At 60.3% G+C, this 20,869-nt stretch carries 21 protein-coding genes and 1 pseudogene; 11 read left to right on the top strand and 11 right to left on the bottom strand.

What is annotated here, in order from left to right; translation table 11 throughout:
- Positions 1-4: 4 nt before the first annotated feature.
- Positions 5-907, bottom strand: a complete 903-nt coding sequence (locus RCCGE510_RS13480; protein WP_007630700.1) for a branched-chain amino acid ABC transporter permease — start codon at positions 905-907, stop codon at positions 5-7.
- A 538-nt stretch (positions 908-1,445) separates the two neighbouring features.
- Here RCCGE510_RS13480 and cysQ point away from each other — a divergent pair.
- From cysQ to RCCGE510_RS13465, 3 genes are all read left to right on the top strand, one after another.
- The gene (cysQ, locus tag RCCGE510_RS13475) at positions 1,446-2,243 is read left to right on the top strand and encodes a 3'(2'),5'-bisphosphate nucleotidase CysQ (RefSeq protein ID WP_007630698.1); all 798 of its coding nucleotides are present in this window, start codon (positions 1,446-1,448) and stop codon (positions 2,241-2,243) included.
- Between the two features lie 183 nt (positions 2,244-2,426).
- Positions 2,427-2,618 carry a hypothetical protein gene (locus RCCGE510_RS13470; protein ID WP_007630696.1) on the top strand — a complete coding sequence of 64 codons (192 nt, stop codon included), beginning with the start codon at positions 2,427-2,429 and terminating at the stop codon, positions 2,616-2,618.
- Positions 2,619-2,974: 356 nt separating this feature from the next.
- Positions 2,975-3,700 (top strand): sugar transferase, encoded by a 726-nt coding sequence (locus RCCGE510_RS13465; RefSeq protein WP_007630695.1) that lies wholly within the window; start codon positions 2,975-2,977, stop codon positions 3,698-3,700.
- 477 nt (positions 3,701-4,177) lie between these two features.
- Here the strand turns inward: RCCGE510_RS13465 and RCCGE510_RS35585 are convergent, their stop codons facing one another.
- A complete protein-coding gene (locus RCCGE510_RS35585) occupies positions 4,178-4,501 on the bottom strand; it encodes a hypothetical protein (RefSeq protein WP_240539654.1) in 324 nt (107 codons plus the stop codon).
- A 336-nt stretch (positions 4,502-4,837) separates the two neighbouring features.
- On the opposite strand from RCCGE510_RS35585, the gene RCCGE510_RS13460 reads away from it, so the two are divergent.
- A complete protein-coding gene (locus RCCGE510_RS13460; protein WP_007533628.1) occupies positions 4,838-5,113 on the top strand; it encodes a DUF1153 domain-containing protein in 276 nt (91 codons plus the stop codon).
- Positions 5,114-5,133: 20 nt separating this feature from the next.
- Here the strand turns inward: RCCGE510_RS13460 and RCCGE510_RS13455 are convergent, their stop codons facing one another.
- Complete coding sequence (locus RCCGE510_RS13455) at positions 5,134-5,601, bottom strand: paraquat-inducible protein A (RefSeq protein ID WP_037078612.1); 468 nt, start codon at positions 5,599-5,601, stop codon at positions 5,134-5,136.
- A gap of 133 nt (positions 5,602-5,734) precedes the next feature.
- On the opposite strand from RCCGE510_RS13455, the gene RCCGE510_RS13450 reads away from it, so the two are divergent.
- Positions 5,735-6,013, top strand: a complete 279-nt coding sequence (locus tag RCCGE510_RS13450; protein WP_007630692.1) for a GNAT family N-acetyltransferase — start codon at positions 5,735-5,737, stop codon at positions 6,011-6,013.
- 258 nt (positions 6,014-6,271) lie between these two features.
- Here RCCGE510_RS13450 and RCCGE510_RS13445 read toward each other — a convergent pair whose 3' ends face one another.
- Positions 6,272-6,622, bottom strand: coding sequence for a hypothetical protein (locus RCCGE510_RS13445; RefSeq protein WP_007630691.1), 351 nt, complete (start codon positions 6,620-6,622; stop codon positions 6,272-6,274).
- Between the two features lie 435 nt (positions 6,623-7,057).
- Between RCCGE510_RS13445 and ctrA the strand changes: the two genes are divergently transcribed.
- Entirely contained in the window at positions 7,058-7,759 is a 702-nt protein-coding gene (gene ctrA / locus RCCGE510_RS13440; RefSeq protein WP_003542362.1) for a cell cycle two-component system response regulator CtrA, read from the top strand.
- A gap of 205 nt (positions 7,760-7,964) precedes the next feature.
- Here the strand turns inward: ctrA and RCCGE510_RS13435 are convergent, their stop codons facing one another.
- Positions 7,965-8,327, bottom strand: a complete 363-nt coding sequence (locus RCCGE510_RS13435) for a response regulator (RefSeq protein ID WP_007630689.1) — start codon at positions 8,325-8,327, stop codon at positions 7,965-7,967.
- Positions 8,328-8,447: 120 nt separating this feature from the next.
- A complete protein-coding gene (locus tag RCCGE510_RS13430; RefSeq protein ID WP_007630688.1) occupies positions 8,448-9,095 on the bottom strand; it encodes a histidine phosphotransferase family protein in 648 nt (215 codons plus the stop codon).
- Positions 9,096-9,287: 192 nt separating this feature from the next.
- Here RCCGE510_RS13430 and RCCGE510_RS13425 point away from each other — a divergent pair, with 192 nt between their 5' ends.
- Positions 9,288-9,875 carry an EipA family protein gene (locus RCCGE510_RS13425; RefSeq protein WP_007630687.1) on the top strand — a complete coding sequence of 196 codons (588 nt, stop codon included), beginning with the start codon at positions 9,288-9,290 and terminating at the stop codon, positions 9,873-9,875.
- Positions 9,876-9,991: 116 nt separating this feature from the next.
- The gene (locus RCCGE510_RS13420; protein ID WP_007630686.1) at positions 9,992-11,152 is read left to right on the top strand and encodes a hypothetical protein; all 1,161 of its coding nucleotides are present in this window, start codon (positions 9,992-9,994) and stop codon (positions 11,150-11,152) included.
- Positions 11,153-11,219: 67 nt separating this feature from the next.
- Here the strand turns inward: RCCGE510_RS13420 and RCCGE510_RS13415 are convergent, their stop codons facing one another.
- Positions 11,220-12,044: an RNA methyltransferase gene (locus RCCGE510_RS13415; RefSeq protein WP_007630682.1), complete on the bottom strand. Its 825-nt coding sequence runs from the start codon at positions 12,042-12,044 to the stop codon at positions 11,220-11,222.
- Between the two features lie 7 nt (positions 12,045-12,051).
- A complete protein-coding gene (locus RCCGE510_RS13410; RefSeq protein WP_007630681.1) occupies positions 12,052-12,438 on the bottom strand; it encodes a hypothetical protein in 387 nt (128 codons plus the stop codon).
- Positions 12,439-12,479: 41 nt separating this feature from the next.
- On the opposite strand from RCCGE510_RS13410, the gene RCCGE510_RS13405 reads away from it, so the two are divergent.
- Positions 12,480-13,505, top strand: coding sequence for an RluA family pseudouridine synthase (locus RCCGE510_RS13405; RefSeq protein ID WP_007630680.1), 1,026 nt, complete (start codon positions 12,480-12,482; stop codon positions 13,503-13,505).
- A 179-nt stretch (positions 13,506-13,684) separates the two neighbouring features.
- Complete coding sequence (rpoH, locus tag RCCGE510_RS13400; RefSeq protein WP_007630673.1) at positions 13,685-14,593, top strand: RNA polymerase sigma factor RpoH; 909 nt, start codon at positions 13,685-13,687, stop codon at positions 14,591-14,593.
- Positions 14,594-14,814: 221 nt separating this feature from the next.
- Here the strand turns inward: rpoH and RCCGE510_RS13395 are convergent, their stop codons facing one another.
- Together RCCGE510_RS13395 and RCCGE510_RS13390 are read right to left on the bottom strand one after the other, a co-directional pair.
- Positions 14,815-17,310 carry a hypothetical protein gene (locus RCCGE510_RS13395; RefSeq protein WP_007630672.1) on the bottom strand — a complete coding sequence of 832 codons (2,496 nt, stop codon included), beginning with the start codon at positions 17,308-17,310 and terminating at the stop codon, positions 14,815-14,817.
- Between the two features lie 60 nt (positions 17,311-17,370).
- Entirely contained in the window at positions 17,371-18,669 is a 1,299-nt protein-coding gene (locus tag RCCGE510_RS13390) for an adenylosuccinate synthase (protein WP_007630671.1), read from the bottom strand.
- A gap of 191 nt (positions 18,670-18,860) precedes the next feature.
- Between RCCGE510_RS13390 and RCCGE510_RS13385 the strand changes: the two are divergent.
- Positions 18,861-19,777, top strand: a pseudogene (locus tag RCCGE510_RS13385) (DMT family transporter).
- Between the two features lie 27 nt (positions 19,778-19,804).
- On the opposite strand, the gene RCCGE510_RS13380 reads toward RCCGE510_RS13385, so the two are convergent.
- Positions 19,805-20,653, bottom strand: a complete 849-nt coding sequence (locus RCCGE510_RS13380; RefSeq protein WP_007630670.1) for a GNAT family N-acetyltransferase — start codon at positions 20,651-20,653, stop codon at positions 19,805-19,807.
- Between the last annotated feature and the right edge of the window lie 216 nt (positions 20,654-20,869).

The raw sequence follows: 20,869 nt of genomic DNA, 5'->3' as shown, positions 1-20,869 counted from the left end.
GACGTTACACCTTCTCGACTTCCGGCCGTCCAAGAATACCCGTCGGCTTGAAGATCAGCACGAAAGCGAGGATGGCGAACGTCGCGACATCCTTGTACGCGATGGTGAAATAGGCCGACCACAGCGATTCGATCAGGCCGATCATCAATCCGCCGAGAACCGCGCCCGGCAGCGAGCCGATGCCGCCGAGAACGGCTGCGGTAAATGCCTTGACACCCGGCGTGAAGCCGTCGGCGAACGAGGCGACACCATAATACATCAGGTACATCGTGCCGGCGACGGCAGCCAGTGCCGCACCCATGACGAAGGTGATCGAGATCGTCTGGTCGACATTGACGCCGAGTAGTGCCGCCATCTTGCGGTCCTGCTCCGTCGCACGCTGGGCACGGCCGAGTGCGGTACGATTGACGATGTACCAAAAGACGGCGAGCAGCACGACCGTAATCACGATGATGACGATCTGTTTCAGCGACACCGAGATGTTGCCGAACTGATAGACCGAGCTGATCATCGGCGGGATCGGCTTGTTGCGCGGACCCTGCGTCACCTGGATGAAATTGGACAGTACGATCGACATGCCGATGGCGGTGATCAGCGGCGCCAGGCGGAAGGAACCGCGTAGCGGACGGTATGCGACGCGCTCGATCGTCCAATTCCACAAACTCGTCATCAGCATCGCGACGACAAGCATCGCCAGCAGCAGAACCGCTACCGGAAGACCTGCGAAGATGGATGTGAGAACGAGAAAGACGATGAGAGCGGCGAAACCACCGAGCATGAAAATATCGCCATGGGCGAAATTGATCATGCCGATAATGCCGTAAACCATCGTATAGCCAATAGCCACAAGGCCATAGATAGATCCGAGCGTCAGCCCATTGAAGAGCTGCTGGACGAAATACTCCATATGTCGTTTTCCCCTGGATGCGAGTCCAAACCGGCTGCATCTCTTTTTGGTTCTTTGGTTCCCCGTTTCAGAGAACCTCATAGGCCGAATGCATACCGGTTTCGTTGGAAATGTGAAGACAAAAAGGATTTACTCCGACAAATTCTTGTCCGAACAGGTCTAACTGGCGCATTTTGAACCAAAATCCACAGAAAATCGGCAAAGACGGACCGATTTTTGATCAGAAACTGCCGCGAAGTTAACCATCCGGAAATGTGCCGGCGATTTCCTGCGCCGCTTGTCGCGCAAGCTATTCCACAGAACTGGAAGATGGCGCAAATTCAAACCTCAACCCAGGTGCTTTTACGAATACCATTTCACCAGCAGGTGCCCGATCTTCGTCTGACACCGCTGAAAACTTATGGTAGCATCATGGAACTGCGGTATCGGGGATGCAGAGTGTGACGGGAAGCACCATATCAAGCATGTGGTGAAAGGGATGGTTTGCGGACGAGCGACAGTGGGGTGCTCGGCCCGCATGGCAAACGGCAAAAGGACAATGCTGAGGACATTTGAACGGGCGGCGCTCGAAGCCGGCAGGGCCATTATTACGGTCTTGCGCAATGGCTTCCCGGTCGCCATGAAAGCGGATGCAAGTCCAGTGACGGTCGCCGATGAGGAGGCCGAACGCATCATTCTCGCTCATCTCGCCAGAGATTATCCTGAAATACCCGTTGTGGCGGAAGAATCGGTCGCCGCCGGAAAGGTGCCCGACATCGCCGGCCGAGGCTTCTTTCTGGTCGATCCTCTCGACGGCACGCGCGAATTCGTCGCCGGACGGCAGGAATTCACCGTCAACATCGCCTATATTGAGAATGGCGCCCCGGTTGCTGGCATCGTCTATGCGCCGGCGCTCGGACTTGCCTTCTCGGGAGAACGAGGCCGGGCGGAAAGGCTCGACGTCACCGACGATTTCGCGGTTGGCGCACGCACCGCAATCGCCGTGCGCGAACAGCCGGACGACAGGCTGGCGCTTGCGAGCCTTCGCCACAACAGCCCGGAGACCGGAAACTTCCTCGCCCACCACGCGATCTCCAAATGTACCAACATCGGCTCCTCGCTGAAATTCTGCCTGTTGGCCGAAGGTAAGGCCGACGTCTATCCGCGTTTCACCCGTACGATGGAATGGGACACAGCGGCTGGCGATGCGGTGTTGCGCGCCGCCGGTGGTTCGACAGTGACGCTCGATGGAACCCCGCTGACCTACGGCAAGACGGGAAAAGCCGCCGATTTCGACTTCGCCAACCCGAACTTCATCTCCTGGGGCGGCACGAGACGCGTCCTTGAACCGGTGTAACCACCCGCAGCAATCCCTGAACTTGAAGCCGCGGGGCGATTCTCGCACCGTGATGATTTTTGCGCCTACCGCGGCAGTCGCGACCTGCCTCGGTTTGGCGTTCGCCTCCTCTCTCCTGATGTCTCCGCGCGGAGGTGTGTAGCGGTTCCGAGAAAACGACGCGCGCTTTAGAAGCCGACGCACATGATCCAGGCCGTATCGTCTGTCATGATCGAGCGGGTGTCCACGCAACCGGAACCTCGGCAGCAGTCTGAGAGTGATTCGCAAACGGCGTGGGCGGATCAGGTGATTCTGGGTGAAACCCTGTTTTTCATCTTTCCGACGCCGGTCGCGACCCATTCCGCCTTGATTTTGTCATATTCCGACACAGTTTGAGAACGACCGATCAGCATCGCCAAAAACTTTTTGCGTCGGCAATCGTTAAAATTACCGTCTGACGACGGTCGGTCGCGTGCCGAAAGTGCACGTCGGAACACCCCCGAAAGCCCTCGCCAAAGGCCTAGAAACCTTGACGAAATTCCAATTATTAACGAAATATCATGAGCTTGCCTCAACTTAACGCAAATGCGAAAGATTTGCTGCGTTGCGATATTTCTCTGGACACCATTACACAATTGTCGCATTTTTCCGTTTTAGTAGGGTTACCAAGACCTGAGTGCAGCCCTGGTGACAGGGTAAACCATTGATCGCCTATTGCCGCCGCACCCCTCGAAGACAACAGAGTACGATCCTTGAGCATCACGGAACTAAACAACAGCATTTCGACAGAGTCCTTCAGGCCGAGCCGCCGCCAGCAGCCCAGCCCGAAGATCCAGACCCCTGTCATCCATAGCGATGCGCCGCAGGCGCCGTGGATGGATCTCGTCCTGAAGCGGGCGTTCGACATCGTTTCGTCGTTGAGCGCCCTCCTCGTCCTCGCCCCTTTCCTTCTGTTCGTCGCCTTGCTGATTAAGCTCGACAGCCCGGGACCGGTGCTCTTCAAGCAGACCCGCTGGGGCAGGAACTGCAAGACCATCAAGGTCTACAAGTTCCGCTCGATGCGCACCGATCTTTGCGATGTCTCGGGTATTGCCCAGACAGTGAAGAACGATCCGCGCATCACCCGCGTCGGCGCCATTCTTCGCCGCACGAACGTTGATGAGCTGCCGCAGCTGCTGAACGTGCTGATGGGTCACATGTCCGTCGTCGGTCCGCGCTGCCACGCAATCGGCATGCGGGCAGGCGGCATGCTCTACGAAGAGCTGGTGCCGGAATACCATCAGCGCCACGCCATGCGTCCCGGCATGACGGGTCTCGCCCAGATGCGCGGCCTGCGCGGCCCCACCGATCGTCCGGCCAAGGCGCGTGCCCGCATCGTCAGCGATCTCTATTACGTCGGAAATTTTTCGATCCTGATGGATGTCCGTATCATTGCCGGAACCGTCGTGTCGGAGTTGACCCGCGGAAAAGGTTTCTAAACTTTATGAAAAGGTGCCGGCTGCTCAGCAGCCGGTCCCGGACTGCTCTGGCAACCGCCTTCCTGCGGCTGACCGAACGAGCTTGCGCATCGCGCTCTTCAGATAACCCACCGCGTGTGTGACGAGCGACCGAGAACGATGGTCATCTCGTCGCTGCTCTTGACGGCCGCCGACCAGCGCAGGCATTGATTCGCGCCGGATCAGCCTTGCCGACCGACTGTCTTCCGAACTGCAGCTGCGAGACCTTGTCCAGAAGCTCCATGCACCCGTAGAGCAGGGCCTGCGCCTGCGTGGACACGGGACAGCCGCCTGAGAAGGCGAGGATGTATTATTTCAGGTCAGCGTCGTGCGAACCCGAAGGCGAAGCTATTCTTCCGCGCGTGCATCTGAAATAGCGGGTTGAGGCGGCGTATTTTGGCGCCGCCGCCGCAAAACGCCCCCTCACTGAGGTCGGTATGATCGTCCGCATCGTCACCGTCACCAATCTCCTGCACGAAAAAATCGGTGGCCCGGTAAAAGTGGAGGGCGTTCCCGCCTGTTGCTGATCAACCGGTTTTCGATGAACGCCGTGCGGTCGGTCTCGAGAGAGACGAGAGCAGATAAAATCGAAGCCCGCAAGCTTTGCCATCTCGCCGAGCGCTCTTTGCCGCCGTTCGGCGCGATCCCGGCGCGACCGGTCCGCGAGGGCGAAAATCCAGCATCCTCAATACAATCGTCGCGCGCATGCGCACCATTTTTCATCTTTATACCAGGTATGGCTTGCTTCAGCCGAGCCTCGTCATCGGCAGCGAGACGCTCCATGCCAAAGCATCGGCAAACATGGCTTTTACAGCATCTTGAGGAAACCAAGCATCGAAAGCGCGAGCTGGACTGACACGGCGGGAAGAACGGAGACGATGTCATGCGCTCAACTCCATTCCCACCGCTACAAAAATCATCCCGGAAAATCAGTCATATTATTCGGCACGGCCGCCATTGCGGGCGCTAAGAATTGACGGTGCGGCAACTGGCCGTCCCATACCACCGGCCGGCCGAGGCGTCTAAATTTGTTATCAAAGTCTTACGATGGGTTTAGGCAATTTTTAAATGTGGCAAGCTAGAGTGGCGTCCGTGGTCTTGCGTTGTGTAGAGAGTCCAATGACCGAAATGATACGTCCTCGAGTGAAATATGTCATCGGCCCCGATGGCAGCCCCCTGACGATTGCGGATCTTCCGCCGCCCAATACGCGGCGCTGGGTGATTCGCCGGAAGGCAGAGGTTGTCGCGGCTGTTCGCGGTGGCTTGTTGAGCTTGGAAGAGGCCTGCGAGCGTTATACGCTCACGGTCGAAGAATTCCTCTCCTGGCAGTCGTCGATCAACAGCCATGGCCTTGCCGGGCTGCGCACCACGCGCATCCAGCAATATCGCCACTGACTGCACGCCATCATCGACATTTATTTCGGGCCGGACGCATCTCCCGTCAGGGAATGAAGAAGGCCCGAAATCATTGACGAGGCGGCGTAACACCAGAGGCCGGGCTGCGTGAAGGCATTTGCCAGCCCCGTCGTCTTCGCCGCCGCAATGACGATCGCGACCAGCAGCACGTCCATCATTGACCACTTGGACAGCTGCGGCACGACGCGACGATAAAACAGGCTGCCGGCCCCACCGTCGGCAGTCATCACTTCTGCGGCAATGCCGATCATCTTCAGAAGCGGGAGCAGGATCGAAACCACGGCGACGATCGCTGACAGTAGCCCATCCCCGCCCTGCCACAGCGATATAATGATTTCGATCAGCGACGGCGTCCTGTCGAAGAAATACAGCGTCTCGAAATGGACCAGCGGCAGGACGAGGCCGAGCGCCAGGAAGAACGGCGCGGCCACAAGAAGAACGGGGCGGACCATCAAAAGCACCCTCATAGCCTCGAACCCCGCATCGATCCGACATCTTTCATGAACACTCCGTCTCCCTAAGAATTGCGCCACCGGCTTGGCACAACTGTGTGACCGTGTCACCGTCGGCAACCACCATATCCGGTTGCAAGGAGAGACAATGGACATTCGAAACGAAGAAGGCGCCTCCGGCGGCCGCTATGCGGCCGAGGTCGAAGGGCATGCGGCGGAGATGACATATTCGCGCGCATCGCCGAAGCTCATCATCATCGACCATACGGCCGTTTCCGATGCGCTGCGCGGCAAGGGCGTCGGTCAGGCATTGGCGCTTCACGCCGTGGATGCAGCCCGCGCCGGCGGATGGAAGATCATACCGCTGTGCCCTTTCTTCAAAGCGCAGGCGCAGCGCCATCCGGAATGGCAGGATGTGGTGAACTGATTCTGGCCGGAAGCGGCGGTTTTGGGGACGACTCTTCAGACGGGCGAAAAACACCAAAAGCCATGTATGACGGACAGTGCGCCCATCATACATGGCTTCTCAGTGGCGATCACCAAGGCGCCGACGCCGGCGCCCGCCGTTTCTCTTACGCCCTAGAACAGGGTGAATTTAGGCCAGATCGGCGTAAAATCTGAATCCTGTTCCAAATTAAAGCGCAAGAGCATGATGTCGTGAGAAAACCGCTCACACGTTTCGGCATCATGCTCTGGCGCGGGCGCCACTGTCACGCTCTTCCAGCGCCGTCGCTCTTGCATATTCCGCCTGCATCTCCTCGAGCGCCATTTCCAGCGTCTCTTCCTGCGTCTTCAGTTCCTTGATCGAAACCTGCAGGTTGTCGGCCCGCTGACGCGCGGCCTTGGCGAAGGTCGGATAGGCAAAGTGATTCGGATCTGAGATACCGGACTTCTTTTCCTCGACGACGATCTGGCTCTCCAGATCCTTCGTCATTCGTTCGAATTCGGACATCATCATCTGCAACTGCTGCAATTGACGTCGTTTTTCGTTCACCTGAAACTCTTTCAGGCGAACGAGACTCTCTCGCGACTTCATACGCATTACTCCCGTGATGCGAGACCCCGGCTCAACTTGAAACCGCCCTGCGCGCCGCTTTGACACGGTTTGCTAAAAAATTTCCTGCGATATTAACAAATACCTACCGCTGGTAACCTTTCGTTTACGGGCATCGTTAATGATAGGGCAGATGATTTAAGGGTCGGTAAATGCCGAGGCATGAAGTTCGAACCTTTTCATTGGCGAGTCGGATGAATCACTTAGCGCCTTTTCCTAATGTTAACGGTGAGGAGCGCCATTTGAGATTCCTATTGGAAAACAGAGAAATGGAAAAAATATTTAATAAATTCGATACTCCTTGCCAGAGTGAATTAGAATTTGTTAACCATTTCGTGGCAGCCTCCAAATCATGTAGCGTGTTCGGTATCGCGTAGGGGGCCAGACCACCTTTCGGCGGCGGTAAAGGGGATAATTATGCGGGTACTTCTCATCGAGGATGATAGCGCGACGGCGCAGAGCATCGAGTTGATGCTGAAATCAGAAAGTTTTAATGTTTATACCACCGATCTCGGTGAAGAAGGCGTCGATCTGGGAAAGCTGTATGATTATGATATCATCCTTCTCGATCTGAACCTGCCCGACATGTCCGGATATGAAGTGCTTCGCACACTCCGGCTGTCCAAGGTCAAGACACCGATCCTCATTCTGTCGGGCATGGCCGGCATCGAAGACAAGGTTCGCGGCCTCGGCTTCGGCGCCGACGACTACATGACCAAGCCCTTCCACAAGGACGAGCTCGTCGCCCGCATCCATGCCATCGTCCGCCGCTCCAAGGGCCACGCTCAGTCGGTCATCATGACCGGCGAACTGATCGTCAACCTCGACGCCAAGACTGTCGAAGTCGGCGGCCAGCGTGTCCACCTGACGGGCAAGGAATACCAGATGCTGGAGCTGCTTTCGCTCCGCAAGGGTACCACGCTTACCAAGGAAATGTTCCTCAACCACCTTTATGGCGGCATGGACGAGCCGGAACTGAAGATTATCGACGTCTTCATCTGCAAGCTCCGCAAGAAGCTTGCCAACGCCGCCGGCGGTGCCAACTACATCGAGACCGTCTGGGGCCGCGGCTACGTTCTGCGCGAGCCGGATGGTGCCGAATACGCCGAAACCGCCTGATTTTCCGATCCCCTTATCGGATAACGAAAATCCCGCCCTTCCGGCGGGATTTTTCGTTTCTGCCTGCCATGAGAAACCGTCCCGATACAGAGGATCTGGGGCTGGATCGGCATAGAATTCCGACATCTCGAACAAGGAAAAACAGTATCGGCGGCCGAACGTGTTTGCACTTTCGGCATCACGCTGCCTGGGGAGAGACCTGCCGTCAGGCCGCGATCGCGCGGTTTCCGAAGACGGCGGTCAAGATCTTGCGATCGAACGGCTTCAGCAGGAAGTCGGTGGCACCGGCCCGTTTGCCCGCCATCAGCTTCTTCAGGTCCGCCTCGACGACGCAATAGTAGATCTTGACCTCTTTGCCGCCGTCCATGGCGCGGATGGCGGCGATGAGCTCGAGAGCGCCTTCCATGCCGGAATCGACGATCAGATATTCCGGCAGCTCCGCCTGGCAGCGCTGCAACGCTTCGCCGGCGTTGGCGGCCTCGCTGACGAGAAAGTCGAGTTCAGAAAGAATGCGCTTGCCGACCTTGCGGACGATATCCGAATTATCGGTGATCATGAACCTTTGCATGGGCGCTCCTTTGCCCCCGCATTCGTCGCAGCAAGAGGCCTCTTACAACCCTGGAGGATAGGTCCATCAGGCTAAGGAATCGTTACCGGGCGGGCGCATACACCCGCCCTCGCTCCGAAATCAGGCAGCGGCGGCCACCGCAGTGAACACCAGCTCTTCGGGGCTGGCGCTGTGATCAAGCGTCATTCCGCACTCCTGTGCCAGAAGCACGGTGTAATAGGGCTGGATCGAATGAGCGTCGATCGCCTCCTCGATCGTGCCGGTCGATATCTCGACGAATTTCGGCGGCAAGCGCATCAGTTTGCCTTTGGCCGTGAGCTTGAACTTGGCATCGAACTCGGGATTCTCAAGCGTCACCTCGAGCACGCCGCCGCGCGGAATTGCGGAATAGGCAACCAGAAAGAGGTTGAGCAGCAGCTTGACGCGATTCTTGGCGACGATGGCGCGCGGCCCGTTCCAAATCACTTCGGTCTTCTTCTCGGCGACGGCAAAATCCTTGGCTGCACGCTCGGCCTCGCCGGTGTCGATCGAGGCGCCGACAGAACCCGAAGCGCCGAAGGCGAGGCGTGCGAATTTCAGGCGAACCGAGGCGTTGAGCGCGCTGGTGCGGATCAGGTCCATCGCATCGGCATCGGCACCGCCCTCATCCAGGAGTTCCAGCCCGTTATTGATCGCACCGACCGGCGAGATGACATCGTGGCAAACGCGGCTGCAAAGAAGCGCGGCCAGATCCGGGCCGGCCAAGGTGAGATTAAGGTTCTTGGACATCATCGTCTCCTGAGGGGCAGCAATTTCCTTGCGCCCGCGAATGCTTCATCAAAATTGCGCGAAGTTTGCGATCGTACTCGGTGCCATAATGACACCATATTTGGTAAACCGATTGTTAAGATCATCGGCGCAAAATGCACCAATCGCCGCGAGCGGTTGCCCGCTCCCGCCAAACGACGAACGGATGACACCATGCGCCCTCGATTTCCGCACCGATTCATCGGCTTCTGCAGGTTGCTTTCGGCCCTCGTCTTCTCCTCGCTGATGGTTGCCGGACCTGCCTCCGCCCAGGACAATGGCCAGTACACGATGCAGGAAATCGTCGACGCCGGCCACTCTTTCTTCGGCTCCGCCAGCGGCGGCCTTGCCAAAGTCGTCGAGAGTGCCTTCCAGAAATACGGCCTGCCAAATGGCTACATTCTTGGACAAGAGGGCGGCGGTGCTTTCATCGCCGGTCTCACCTATGGTGAAGGTCAGTTGAACACCAAGAACGCCGGCGAACATAATCTCTACTGGCAAGGTCCCTCGCTCGGCCTCGATTACGGCGGCCAGGGTTCCCGCGTGATGATGCTGGTCTACGACCTGCCCTCCGTCAACGGTATCTATGCCCGGTTCGGCGGCGTCAGCGGCTCGGCCTATGTGATCGCCGGCTTCGGCATGACGCTGCTCAAGAACAATGACGTGCTGGTCGTGCCGATCCGCACCGGCGTCGGCGCTCGCCTGGGTATCAATGTCGGCTATCTCAAGATCACTCAGGCGCCGACCTGGAACCCCTTCTGAGGCCGCAAAGCCGCTGGAATCCATCCCCGCCCGCGTCAGCGGCCTTGCCATGCGTGTCCTGCGTGCTTAATCATCGCGGCTGAACCCGTATCAACCTTCGAATCGATGGCCGCGCCGTGATCGAATATGCTCTCTTGTTCGGATTGGGCTTCCTGACCGCGGCCTTCCTCGTCTTTCTGGTCTCGCCCGCCGTTCACCGCCGTATTGTCTGGTATACCGAGAACCGCTTGAAGGCGACCATGCCACTGAGCCCGCAAGAGGTTCGCGCCCAGAAGGATATGGTGCGCGCGCTTTATGCCGCTGAAAATGCCCGGACCACTCAGGACCTTCTGCGTGAGCGGGAGAAATCCCTGTCGCTCCAGCTTCGCCACGACGCGCTTGCCGTCGATGCCGGCAGGCTTGCCGCCGATATCGGCGAATTGCAGGCCCAGATCGGCGAGATGCATGTCGAGGCCGCCGAGCAGCGCTCGCATCTGCGCAAGGACGAGAATTACATCAGCCAGTTGAAGACCAATCTGCATATTGCCGAACAGTCCGCTGCCAACAAGGAGAGCGAACTGGCGACGATGCGAACACGGCTGAGCAAGCTCGGCGAACAGACCGATGGGCTGAGGATCGACTTGGCTGCGCGCGAGACCGAGGCGGAGAGCCTGAAATTTCGCGCCACCGCGCTACGCGACGAACGCGACACGTTGCGACAGGACGTCACCCTGCTGCAGAAGCGCGCCAAGGATGCCGAACAGAAACTGACGCAGCAGCAGCACATGGTGATCCGTCTGGAGGATAAGGCCGCGCGCGACAGCGCTTCCGCCGCCGAAAAAGAAACCCTGGTCGCTCGCCGCCAGCAGGAGATCGTCAAGTTGAAGGAACAGTTGAAGGCCGCCAATGCCGAGATCCGCAAGATCAACCGCGTGCTGCGCGACGCCGGTCTTGCCGGGATGGCCGCCGAGTTGCCGGCGGAATTGGTGGCCGAAGATACGGCGACATCCCCGCTCGACGCCGCCATTGTCACGGCTGAAATCGGCCAGGATGTCCGCAAGCGCAGCGCCGCCCTTGCCGAGCGCCTGCAAAAGGCAAAGGCCGCACCCGGACGCGATGGCGCGATCCGTGAGGAGATCGCCTCGATCGCCGCCAACATGGTGGCGCTGACCGCACTCAACGAGGGTCCCTCATCGCCGATCCGCACGCTTCTCGCGGAGGCTGCGGAAAAGAGCCCGAACGATCGTGTCAGCCTTGCCGACCGGGCAACGGCTATCATCGCCGATCCCCAGCGCTGAGATCGTATGCAGCCGTTCAAAATGTCACAGCGTCCTTTCGCATCTTTTCTGACGCGCGGCGCTGTAATCAGATCCGTCCCATCGCAGAGGCCATGGAAAACAGAGCGATCCCCGTCGCCGTCGCGGCGTTGAGGCTGTCGAGTTCCTCCGACTGTGGAATGCGCGCGCTCTGAAAGCGCGCAAGCAGCGCCTCCGGCAACCCCTCCCCCTCCGTGCCGACGACGAGCGCCATACGCATTGAAGCCGGAATGGCGCGGATATCGGTCTTGCCGTGCGGCGAAAGCGTCCAGATGGCAAAGCCCCGGTCGGCAAGGGCCAGGAGCACGTCCAGCGCCTTGCCGCCGCGCCGGTGCGGAACGCTCAGCACCGAACCGACCGAGACACGCAGCGCCTTGCGGTAGAGCGGATCACAACTGGTTTCGTCGAGCAGCACCGCATCGGCCCGGAAGGCCGCCGCATTGCGGAACATCGAGCCGGCGTTGTCATGATTGGAGATGCCGCAACCGACGAGAACCAGCGCCGGTTCCGGCAGCGCGTCGAGAAGTGCCGCCTCTCCGCGATCCTCCCGGCGGCCGAGTGCGAGAACGCCGCGATGCAGATGGAAACCGACGACGCCATTCAGCACATCGGCCTCGGCGACATAGACCGGGACGTCGGCCGGCAATCTTTCCAGGATCGGCAGAACGCCGTCGACGCGGTTGCGCAGGAGCAGGATCTTCTCGGCGAAAAAGCCGCGGCCTCCCACGTGCGCCTCGGCGAGCATGCGCAGCACGACGGTGCCTTCGGCGATGAAGCGGTTCTCTCGGCCCGTCAGGTCGCGCTCGCGGATGTTGCGGAACTCGGCGACGCGCGGATCGTCGGCGCTGTCGATGGCGGTCGGGGCGGCGGCCATGCCAGCCTCAATTGCCCGCGACGGTGAGATCGGCGACGGTGCGGCCGGTCCTGAGATCGAAGACCAGCGCCTTACTCTTGCCGTCGATCGTTTCGCCGTAAAACAGGATCTGTCCCGCAGAAAACGAAGTAGACTGCACCTTGAAGCCGAGTGGCAGGGAAACCGTCGCCGCAAGCGGCGCATCCGAGGGCACGCCGGAGGTGGAAACCGTCGCCGCCGTGTCCTTCGGTTCGCTGCGCATCGTCTTGTAGACAACCGCCCCGAAGACCGCCATAAGGCTCACGAACATGATGGCGCCGGAAACGATCTGCAGGCGGACCATCTTGCGCCGGACACTTTCCATCGCCGGATCAAGGGGCTTCTCTTCCTGATCGTCTGGCTCGATAGCTGTCATCTGTGCGTCCCATTCTAAAAATACGTCGGAGAAGAAGCGTCTTGAGCGACCCCTTTAAACAAGCAGCCGGCAATAGAAAAGTCCTGACGGCCGATGAAACCGCAGAAGGCCGGCTCGACACCTGGCTGACGGCACAGGTCGCCGAGGAATTTTCGCGCAGCCGCATCAAGGCGCTGATCAAGGACGGCCAGGTTTTTCTGCGCGGCGAACCTGTCACCGACCCCCAGCGCAAGGTGCGCAACGGCGATAGCTTCGAAATCACGCTGCCCGAGCCGGAAGACCCGACGCCGCAGGGCGAGGACATCCGCCTCGATATCCTCCATGAGGACGAAGACGTCATCGTCATCTCCAAGCCTTCCGGTCTCGTCGTTCATCCCGGCCCCGGCAACTGGACGGGGACGCTGGTCAACGCGCTGATCTATCATTGCGGCGATACGCTCTCCGGCATCGGCGGCGTGCGCCGGCCCGGCATCGTCCATCGTCTCGACAAAGACACGACAGGGGTCATGGTCGTCGCCAAGAACGACATTGCCCATCGCCACCTCTCGCTCCAATTTGCCGACCATGGCCGCACCATGCCGCTCGAGCGCGCCTATCAGGCCGTCGTCTGGGGCCGGCCCCGCACACTGACGGGCACGGTCGACGCGCCGCTTGGCCGCGCCACCGGCGATCGCACGCGCCGCGCCGTCAAGCGCCCCGACAGTCATGACGCCGACGAGGCGATTACCCATTACCAGGTAGTCGAGCGCTTCCAAGAAAAACCCGACGCGACCGCGCTTGCCTCACTGGTCGAGTGCCACCTAGAAACCGGCCGCACCCACCAGATCCGTGTCCATATGGCTCATATCGGCCATCCGCTGCTTGGGGACACGGTTTATGGCGCTGGCTTCAAGACCAAGGCCAATATCCTGCCCGAAGACATCCGCAAGGTCGTCAACGGTTTCGGCCGCCAGGCGCTGCATGCCTTCATGCTGCAGTTCGAGCATCCGCGCACCGGCGAAATCATGCATTTCGAAGTGCCGCTACCCGATGATATGGTAGAACTGGTGGAGTCATTGCGAGGATAGAGGCGTCTGCGAACCCTCTCACACCTGCGTGAGCGGCACCTTGAACCGCCGTTTCGCCACACTTATCTGTACATTGACTTAGTGCGGGCTCGTAGTAGAGCCGCATGTCCCGGCTTGCCTTTTTTAACGCGAGGACGCGTTGCCAACGGGAGCCGGAAGCCACTTTAGGAGGGTGCACTATGGCCCGAAATACCTTGCCGTCCATTACCGCCGGCGAAGCCGGTCTCAATCGTTACCTCGACGAAATCCGCAAATTTCCGATGCTTGAGCCGCAGCAGGAATACATGCTCGCCAAGCGTTATGCCGAACACGGTGATCGCGACGCCGCCCACCAGCTCGTCACCAGCCATCTTCGCCTCGTCGCAAAGATTGCGATGGGTTATCGCGGCTACGGCCTGCCGATCGGCGAAGTCGTCTCGGAAGGCAATGTCGGCCTGATGCAGGCCGTCAAGAAATTCGATGCCGAGCGCGGCTTTCGCCTTGCCACCTACGCTATGTGGTGGATCAAGGCCTCGATCCAGGAATATATTCTGCGTTCATGGTCGCTCGTGAAGATGGGCACGACCGCCAACCAGAAGCGGCTGTTCTTCAACCTGCGCCGGCTGAAAGGCCGCATCCAGGCGATCGATGACGGCGACCTGAAGCCGGAGCACGTCTCCGAGATCGCCACCAAGCTGAAAGTCTCGGAGGAGGAGGTCATTTCGATGAACCGCCGTCTGTCCGGCGACGCCTCGCTGAACGCCCCGATCAAGGCGGCCGAAGGCGACGGCGGCCAATGGCAGGATTGGCTGGTGGACGACCACGACAGCCAGGAAGACGTGCTGATCGAACAGGATGAGCTCGATACCCGCCGGCGTATGCTGGCGAAAGCGATGAGTGTGCTGAACGAGCGCGAACGCCGTATCTTCGAAGCTCGCCGCCTCGCCGAGGATCCGGTGACGCTGGAAGACCTTTCGACAGAATTCGACATCAGCCGTGAACGCGTCCGCCAGATCGAGGTTCGCGCCTTCGAAAAGGTGCAGGATGCGGTTCGCAAGGAAGCCCAGGAACGCGCCAAGGCCGTCCGCGTCGTCGAAGCGACGGCATAAACCTGCCGCGCACGACTGCATGATTTCTTAAATCGAAATCGATTTAAGGACAAAATTAGGCAGCAATTCAAAGTACTGCGGCGCCTTCTGAGCATCTGGATAGATGCACGGGACTGGAGAATTGAAAAAGGCGGGTCCTTGCGGCCCGCCTTTTTGTTTCACTACTTTTCGCAGCCTCGGCACTGTCAAAGGCCGGGGAAAGCTGGCATTGCGGACGACCATCACTGGCTCGTCGACACATCCCCGAGCGCAGTCCATTCCTTGATCGCGGTATTGAAGGCGTCCGTTCCCGTACCCCCCTTTTCCATCGTCAGCAGTGCGCGGCGACCGTTGCGGTAGGTGACCGGGATATCGATCCAACTGCGGGTCGCCATCAGATCGAGATTGGCCTTGCGCGCATCGGGATAGTCGTTGAGCGCGATCATGTGGAAATCGTCGGTGATCTTGGCCGGAACCGCGATCAGCGCGTCGCCGCGGTCCTGCTCTGTGCGCTTCATCGAGATGCGCTGGACGCTGTCGATACTGCCGCCTTCGAAATTCGGCGGCACCGAGAAGACGATCTCGACCAGATGGCTTGCCGGCAGCGATGGATCGGAATTGCGTTTGAAGGTGACGAGAGCCGAGAGATTGCGCTCCGGCACGGTGACGTTGCCCTGCACCGTCGCCTCCTGTCGGCCCCCCTGGCCGGTCTCATGCTGCACGCTCCAGACGACCGATCCCTCGATCGCCGTCGGCGAGCTTTGACCGATACGTTCCTCATAGAGGAACATCTTTTGCGACGAACCGACCGGAGCGGTCTGCTGCGGCGACGCCGCCGGGCCGTTCGGCGTCAGCGTTTCGGCCGGTGCGACATCGCCCTGGGCGCTGGCAGGCGGCGTATCGGCGGCCGCGACATTCTGTTCGGCGACCGATTTTCCTTCCGCGGTCGGCGTTCCCGGCACGGTCGCCGGTCCGCTGTCGACCTCGGTCCCATCCGTCAGCAGCCGCTGAGTGAATTTCGAATTGGCCACGGCGCCGTCATTGTTCAATGACGCCACCTGCGGGTTCGGCTGCGCCGGCGCCACTGGAGTATTCTGTGCTCCAGGCGTAGTCGGCTCGGTCGGTGCCACCGCGCCCGGTTGGGCAGGCGTCGCGGAGCCGGCCGGCGGCAGCGCCTCGTTCCTGGTCGCCTGCGACGGTGCCGAACTGACGAGCCCGTCGACCATCGCCACCAGCGCCTCTCTGTTCATCCAGCCGGCATAGGCTCCGCCACCGATCAAGATCAGTGCGAAGATGAGGGTGATCACGGTGCCGATGCCGAAGCGGCGGCGCTTCGGCTCCATCCGGAAATTCTTGCCCTGAAGCCTGGAAGCGACGATCTGATCGATATCCATCGTTGGATTGGCGTCATCATCGTCTGCGGCGACCGAGCCGCGGCGGTCGTAGCCGCGCAGCGCCTTCGCCTCCCGCCATTCCTCGCTCGGCGCGCCGGTAGCAGGCGCCGGCTTTCCGTTGTGCACTTCAGCAAAGATATCGACATCGTCGAAATGCGATGCCACAGGCGTCTTTTTATTGCTGCTGGCATCGATCGGCGGCAGATCGTCGAAGACTGCGGTCTCCCAGGAGAAACTTTCCTTGGCCGCCGGCATGACGGCGGCAGGGGCCGCCTTTTCGAGGCTCGATATCACCTCTTCAAAGGCGCGCGCCGAGACATCCGGAGTGATCGGCGCTGCCTGCGAATACTGCCGGAGTTCCTCTTCCGCCCATTCGGTCTCCGCATCCTTCGGCGGCGGAGCCGGCGTTTCAGCGACGGGCTCGGTCCAGACGGGATCGAAATGCGCGGCAGCGTCGGCCTGAAGCGGCGTCTCGCGGCTGTGCTCGACGAATTCCTGCGGACGAGCGAAATCGGCGACCGGCTCCACCAGCCGGTTGGATGCGTGGTCTATACCACGGCTGATCGGCTGAAGCGGCGCGACAGGTTCGTAAGCCTCCTCGGCCTCCGGCTCCGCGCCTTCCACCACCGGCGGCTCGGGCGCGGTCTCTTCCACGGGATGCTGCTCGTCAGCATGATATTCGTCGGCTTCTTCGTTGCGATGCCCGGCAGGCGTCTTCCAGCGCTCATCATCTGCAGGCCAAGCCTCGGCAGCGATGCCGCGCCCCTCGCCGGAATGCCATTCCTCGGCCGTTGCTTCCTCTTCATGCGAGGGATGCCAGTATGTTTCGGCAGGAACGGGTGTCTCTGCCTGCACGGGAGCGGTGGCCTCGGCCGCAACAGACGTCTCCGGGAGGCTGGGCGCTTCCTCGGAGAGAGGTTCCTCGTCCGCCAGCTTTTCCTGGGGCTCCTGCGGCGCGGCTGCTTCCGGGTGATCCGGCTCGTCGGCGGGCTCAACCGCCTGCGGTTCCGCAGAGGCTTCGTAGACCGGCTCGTCGACGGCAGTCCCCGGTGCAGGCGTCGGTTCGCCTTCGTCGTAAACCGCTTGTTCTTCCGAGGATTCCGCCGCGGCAACCGCCGCCTCGAGCGGCAGCGCCTCGGAGTGTTCGCCTTCCACTTCGCGGATGGCGGCCTCGAGCTTTTCGAGCTGGCGTTGCAGCATGGCTTCCGGCGGACGCGGTTTCATGTTCTCGAGCTGCCGCTGCACTGCGCCGCGGGCACGTTCGTAGACTTTCACCCGCATCTCGGGGGTATTTTCAGCCAGGCCGTCGACGGCCCGCCGAATAACTGCAATAAAATCCGCCATCAGTACTTTCTCAAGAAGTTCGGCACCCTACCGAACTATCCTCCACAGTGACCCGTGAGCTTAATCCTCAAACGGATCGGTCACAAGTATCGTGTCATCCCGCTCCGGGCTGGTGGAAAGGAGCGCGACGGGCGCCCCGATCAGTTCCTCGACCTGGCGAACATATTTGATCGCCTGTGCCGGCAGATCCGCCCAACTGCGGGCGCCGACGGTCGATTCTTTCCATCCCTCCAGCGTGATGTAGATCGGTTCGACCCTAGCTTGCGCTCCCTGGCTTGCCGGAAGATGATCAATCTGTTCGCCATCGAGCATATAGCCGACGCAGATCTTCAATTCCTCGAGGCCATCAAGCACGTCGAGCTTGGTGAGCGCGATGCCTGTGATGCCATTGGTGGCGATCGATTGGCGCACGAGTGCGGCATCAAACCAGCCGCAGCGCCGCTTGCGCCCGGTCACCACGCCGAACTCATGACCTTTTTCGCCAAGGAACTCACCGATCGCGTCCTTCAGCTCGGTCGGAAACGGACCTTCGCCGACGCGCGTCGTATAGGCCTTGGTGATGCCGAGAATATAGCCCAGCGAGCCCGGCCCCATGCCGGAACCGGCCGCGGCCTGGCCGGCGACGGTGTTCGATGAGGTCACGAAAGGATAGGTGCCGTGATCGATATCGAGCAGGGTACCCTGCGCACCCTCAAAGAGGATGCGGGAGCCCTTGCGGCGCTCCTTGTCGAGGAAGAGCCAGACGGTGTCACGGAACGGCAGCACCCGATCGGCGATCGAGGTCAGTTCGTCCATGATCGTCTGGTGGCTGACTTCGGCGACGCCGAGGCCGCGGCGAAGCGCATTGTGATGCGTCAGAATACGGTCAACCTTGCCGGCGAGACTGTCGAGATCGGCAAGATCCATCACCCGGATGGCGCGTCGGCCAACCTTGTCTTCATAGGCCGGACCGATGCCGCGGCGTGTCGTGCCGATCTTGGTGCCGCTGTTCGATGCCGCATCCTCGCGCATCGCGTCGAGCTCGCGGTGTAGCGACAGGATCAGCGTCGCATTGTCGGCGATACGCAGATTATCAGGCGTTACCGTCACGCCCTGGGCCTCCAGTCGACCGATCTCGGCGATCAGCGCATGCGGGTCGACGACGACGCCGTTGCCGATCACCGCCATCTTGCCCGGACGCACGACGCCGGAAGGCAGCAGCGAGAGCTTGTAGCTCGTGCCGTCGATGACAAGCGTATGGCCGGCATTGTGTCCGCCCTGATAGCGCACGACAATATCCGCACGCTCCGAAAGCCAGTCGACAATTTTGCCCTTGCCTTCGTCACCCCATTGCGAACCGACCACAACTACGTTCGTCATCCAACTCTTCCTGTTACCGGCGGAAAACCGCGCACCTGCTCAAACCCGCGCATCTATAAAGCTTTGTTTTTGGGAAAGCGACCCTGTTGTCACAGGTGATTGGGCTTTTTACGTGACAAATCAGCAGCCGGCAGGCTATTGCCCGTCACAAAACGCCGCACGGCGATCGCTGAAAGACGGGAAGAACGCTTTTGCAAGCCAGGGCCTACATCTGTCTCGTTATCGCCACCCTCTGCTGGGGCGGCAACTCTGTCGCCGGCAAGCTGGCCCTCGGGCACATCAGCCCGATGATGCTGACCTTCCTGCGCTGGTTCCTCGCCGTGGCGGTGATCGCCGTGATCTCGGTGCCTCAATTGCGGAAGGATTGGCCGGTGGTCAGGAAGAACCTACCGCTGCTCCTTTTTTACGGCGTCATCGGCTATACGCTTTTCAACGCTATGCTTTACTCGGCCGTGCAATATACCACGGCGATCAATGTCGCCATCGAGCAGGCCGGCATCCCGATGCTGATCTTCCTGCTGAATTTCATGTTCTTCCGCACCAGCATTTCGCTGGCCCAATGTCTCGGCTTCGGCTTGACGCTGATCGGCGTCGCTCTGACCGCCGCTCATGGCGACCTGACAACGCTGCTGCAATTAAGCCTCAACCGCGGCGATGGGCTGATGCTGATCGCCATTGCCGCCTATTCGGTTTACACGATCTTCCTGCGCTGGAAGCCGCCGCTCGACTGGCGCACGCTAATGGCGATCCCGGCCTTCGCAGCCATGCTGACCTCGGTGCCCTGCTCCTTTGGGAAGCCAGCCGCGACGCCGCGCAATGGCCGGACCATGCTGGCTGGATCATCACGCTCTACACGGCAATCTTCCCCTCGCTGGTGGCGCAGATCCTCTACATCAAAGGTGTCGTGGCCATCGGCGCCAACCGGGCCGGCCTGTTCATCAATCTCGTGCCGGTGTTCGGAACGCTGCTCTCCGTCGCCCTGATCGGCGAGACGCTGCAGTCCTTCCATGTGATCGCGCTGGTATTGACCTTGGGCGGCATCGCGATCGCCGAAAAAGGCCGGCCGAAAGCTTCGGCCGCAACCGTGCCCGCCTCACCGGCGGATTAATGCATGTTCAGGAAGCGAGCAGCGGTTCTAACCAAGCTCCAGAGTCGTCACGCCGAAGATGTGCTTTAGCGGCATGGCCGGCGCCGGCCCGCGATACATGCGCGTCGTCTCGAACACCGGTTGAAGGCCGAGGTTTTCGGCAAGCGCGACCGCCTCGTGGTTCTCCGCGGGGATATCGATGAAGATCGCAGCCCCCTTCGCCTGGGGGATCAACTCGGCAAGCAGTGCCGCAGCGCTGTCTGCATCATTGGCAAAAAGCGGGCCGATCTTGTAGCCCTCGTAGCAACGGCGGATCGTGCCGTAACCGCGGATCTTGCCGCTCTTGCGCACCACTGCCGAGCGGCGACCCTTGCGACCCGTGCACCAAGCCGCGAGGAAGGCATCCCGCGGCTGCGGAAAGATCGCCGAGTCGTAACGTTGCAGGCCCTCGAGGCGCGAATCCAGCACCGGCTGCGCAGCAAGCGTCGAGACCGGCAAGGAGGTGGTGACGCCGCCGTAGCGAAGGGTCGAGTAGGCGGGTTCGAAGCCGGCCTTGCGGTAGTTATCCTGCTGTGCGGTGACGCCGTCGAGACCGATCGTGCGGTCGTGTGCGCTTGATATGCCCGCCTCCCAGATCTTCTTGCCATAACCCTTGCCGCGGAAATCTGGATGAACGATGTAGAGGCCCAGGAAGGCGAAACTCTCGCCATATTTGACGACCGAAATCGAACCGACGGGAACCTCACCGATGGCGCCGACGAAGAATCCGGACGAGTCGGCCTCCATGAATGCAAGCGAATCGTCGAGGCCTGGGTTCCAGCCCTCCTGACGCGCCCACTCGAGCACGAGTTCCAGTTCGCCGGGCCGCATCGAACGAACGGCAAATTCCGAATTCATGCGATTTTCCCAGATTGCATGTCCCGCAAGTCCATCCCGGCAATGTCAAAGCAATTGTCAGGTCCCCAGCTCCCCGCTTGCACCTGCGAATGATGGAGAGCCGCGTTGATGGACGTGACGCCGCGTATAATCATTTTTCGATGCAATGCAGAAAGCTTCGTTTCCGCATTACCATGAAACAATGCCGATGCAAGCTCAAGAAAATTACTTGTGCGC

It is taken from the genome of Rhizobium sp. CCGE 510 (assembly GCF_000292525.1).
In the GTDB taxonomy this organism is placed as follows: Bacteria; Pseudomonadota; Alphaproteobacteria; order Rhizobiales; family Rhizobiaceae; genus Rhizobium.
Note: the sequence above shows the minus strand (reverse complement) of the source record. Positions and strands in the feature narration are given on the sequence as shown.

Excerpts from the sequence above, each read along its gene's own strand:
- RCCGE510_RS13480 (WP_007630700.1), bottom strand. The coding sequence starts at position 907 with ATGGAGTATTTCGTCCAGCAGCTCTTCAATGGGCTGACGCTCGGATCT.
- cysQ (WP_007630698.1), top strand. The coding sequence starts at position 1,446 with ATGCTGAGGACATTTGAACGGGCGGCGCTCGAAGCCGGCAGGGCCATT.
- RCCGE510_RS13470 (WP_007630696.1), top strand. The coding sequence starts at position 2,427 with ATGATCCAGGCCGTATCGTCTGTCATGATCGAGCGGGTGTCCACGCAA.
- RCCGE510_RS35585 (WP_240539654.1), bottom strand. The coding sequence starts at position 4,501 with ATGGAGCGTCTCGCTGCCGATGACGAGGCTCGGCTGAAGCAAGCCATA.
- RCCGE510_RS13460 (WP_007533628.1), top strand. The coding sequence starts at position 4,838 with ATGACCGAAATGATACGTCCTCGAGTGAAATATGTCATCGGCCCCGAT.
- RCCGE510_RS13455 (WP_037078612.1), bottom strand. The coding sequence starts at position 5,601 with ATGAGGGTGCTTTTGATGGTCCGCCCCGTTCTTCTTGTGGCCGCGCCG.
- RCCGE510_RS13450 (WP_007630692.1), top strand. The coding sequence starts at position 5,735 with ATGGACATTCGAAACGAAGAAGGCGCCTCCGGCGGCCGCTATGCGGCC.
- RCCGE510_RS13445 (WP_007630691.1), bottom strand. The coding sequence starts at position 6,622 with ATGAAGTCGCGAGAGAGTCTCGTTCGCCTGAAAGAGTTTCAGGTGAAC.
- ctrA (WP_003542362.1), top strand. The coding sequence starts at position 7,058 with ATGCGGGTACTTCTCATCGAGGATGATAGCGCGACGGCGCAGAGCATC.
- RCCGE510_RS13435 (WP_007630689.1), bottom strand. The coding sequence starts at position 8,327 with ATGCAAAGGTTCATGATCACCGATAATTCGGATATCGTCCGCAAGGTC.
- RCCGE510_RS13430 (WP_007630688.1), bottom strand. The coding sequence starts at position 9,095 with ATGTCCAAGAACCTTAATCTCACCTTGGCCGGCCCGGATCTGGCCGCG.
- RCCGE510_RS13425 (WP_007630687.1), top strand. The coding sequence starts at position 9,288 with ATGCGCCCTCGATTTCCGCACCGATTCATCGGCTTCTGCAGGTTGCTT.
- RCCGE510_RS13415 (WP_007630682.1), bottom strand. The coding sequence starts at position 12,044 with ATGGCCGCCGCCCCGACCGCCATCGACAGCGCCGACGATCCGCGCGTC.
- RCCGE510_RS13410 (WP_007630681.1), bottom strand. The coding sequence starts at position 12,438 with ATGACAGCTATCGAGCCAGACGATCAGGAAGAGAAGCCCCTTGATCCG.
- rpoH (WP_007630673.1), top strand. The coding sequence starts at position 13,685 with ATGGCCCGAAATACCTTGCCGTCCATTACCGCCGGCGAAGCCGGTCTC.
- RCCGE510_RS13395 (WP_007630672.1), bottom strand. The coding sequence starts at position 17,310 with ATGGCGGATTTTATTGCAGTTATTCGGCGGGCCGTCGACGGCCTGGCT.
- RCCGE510_RS13390 (WP_007630671.1), bottom strand. The coding sequence starts at position 18,669 with ATGACGAACGTAGTTGTGGTCGGTTCGCAATGGGGTGACGAAGGCAAG.
- RCCGE510_RS13380 (WP_007630670.1), bottom strand. The coding sequence starts at position 20,653 with ATGAATTCGGAATTTGCCGTTCGTTCGATGCGGCCCGGCGAACTGGAA.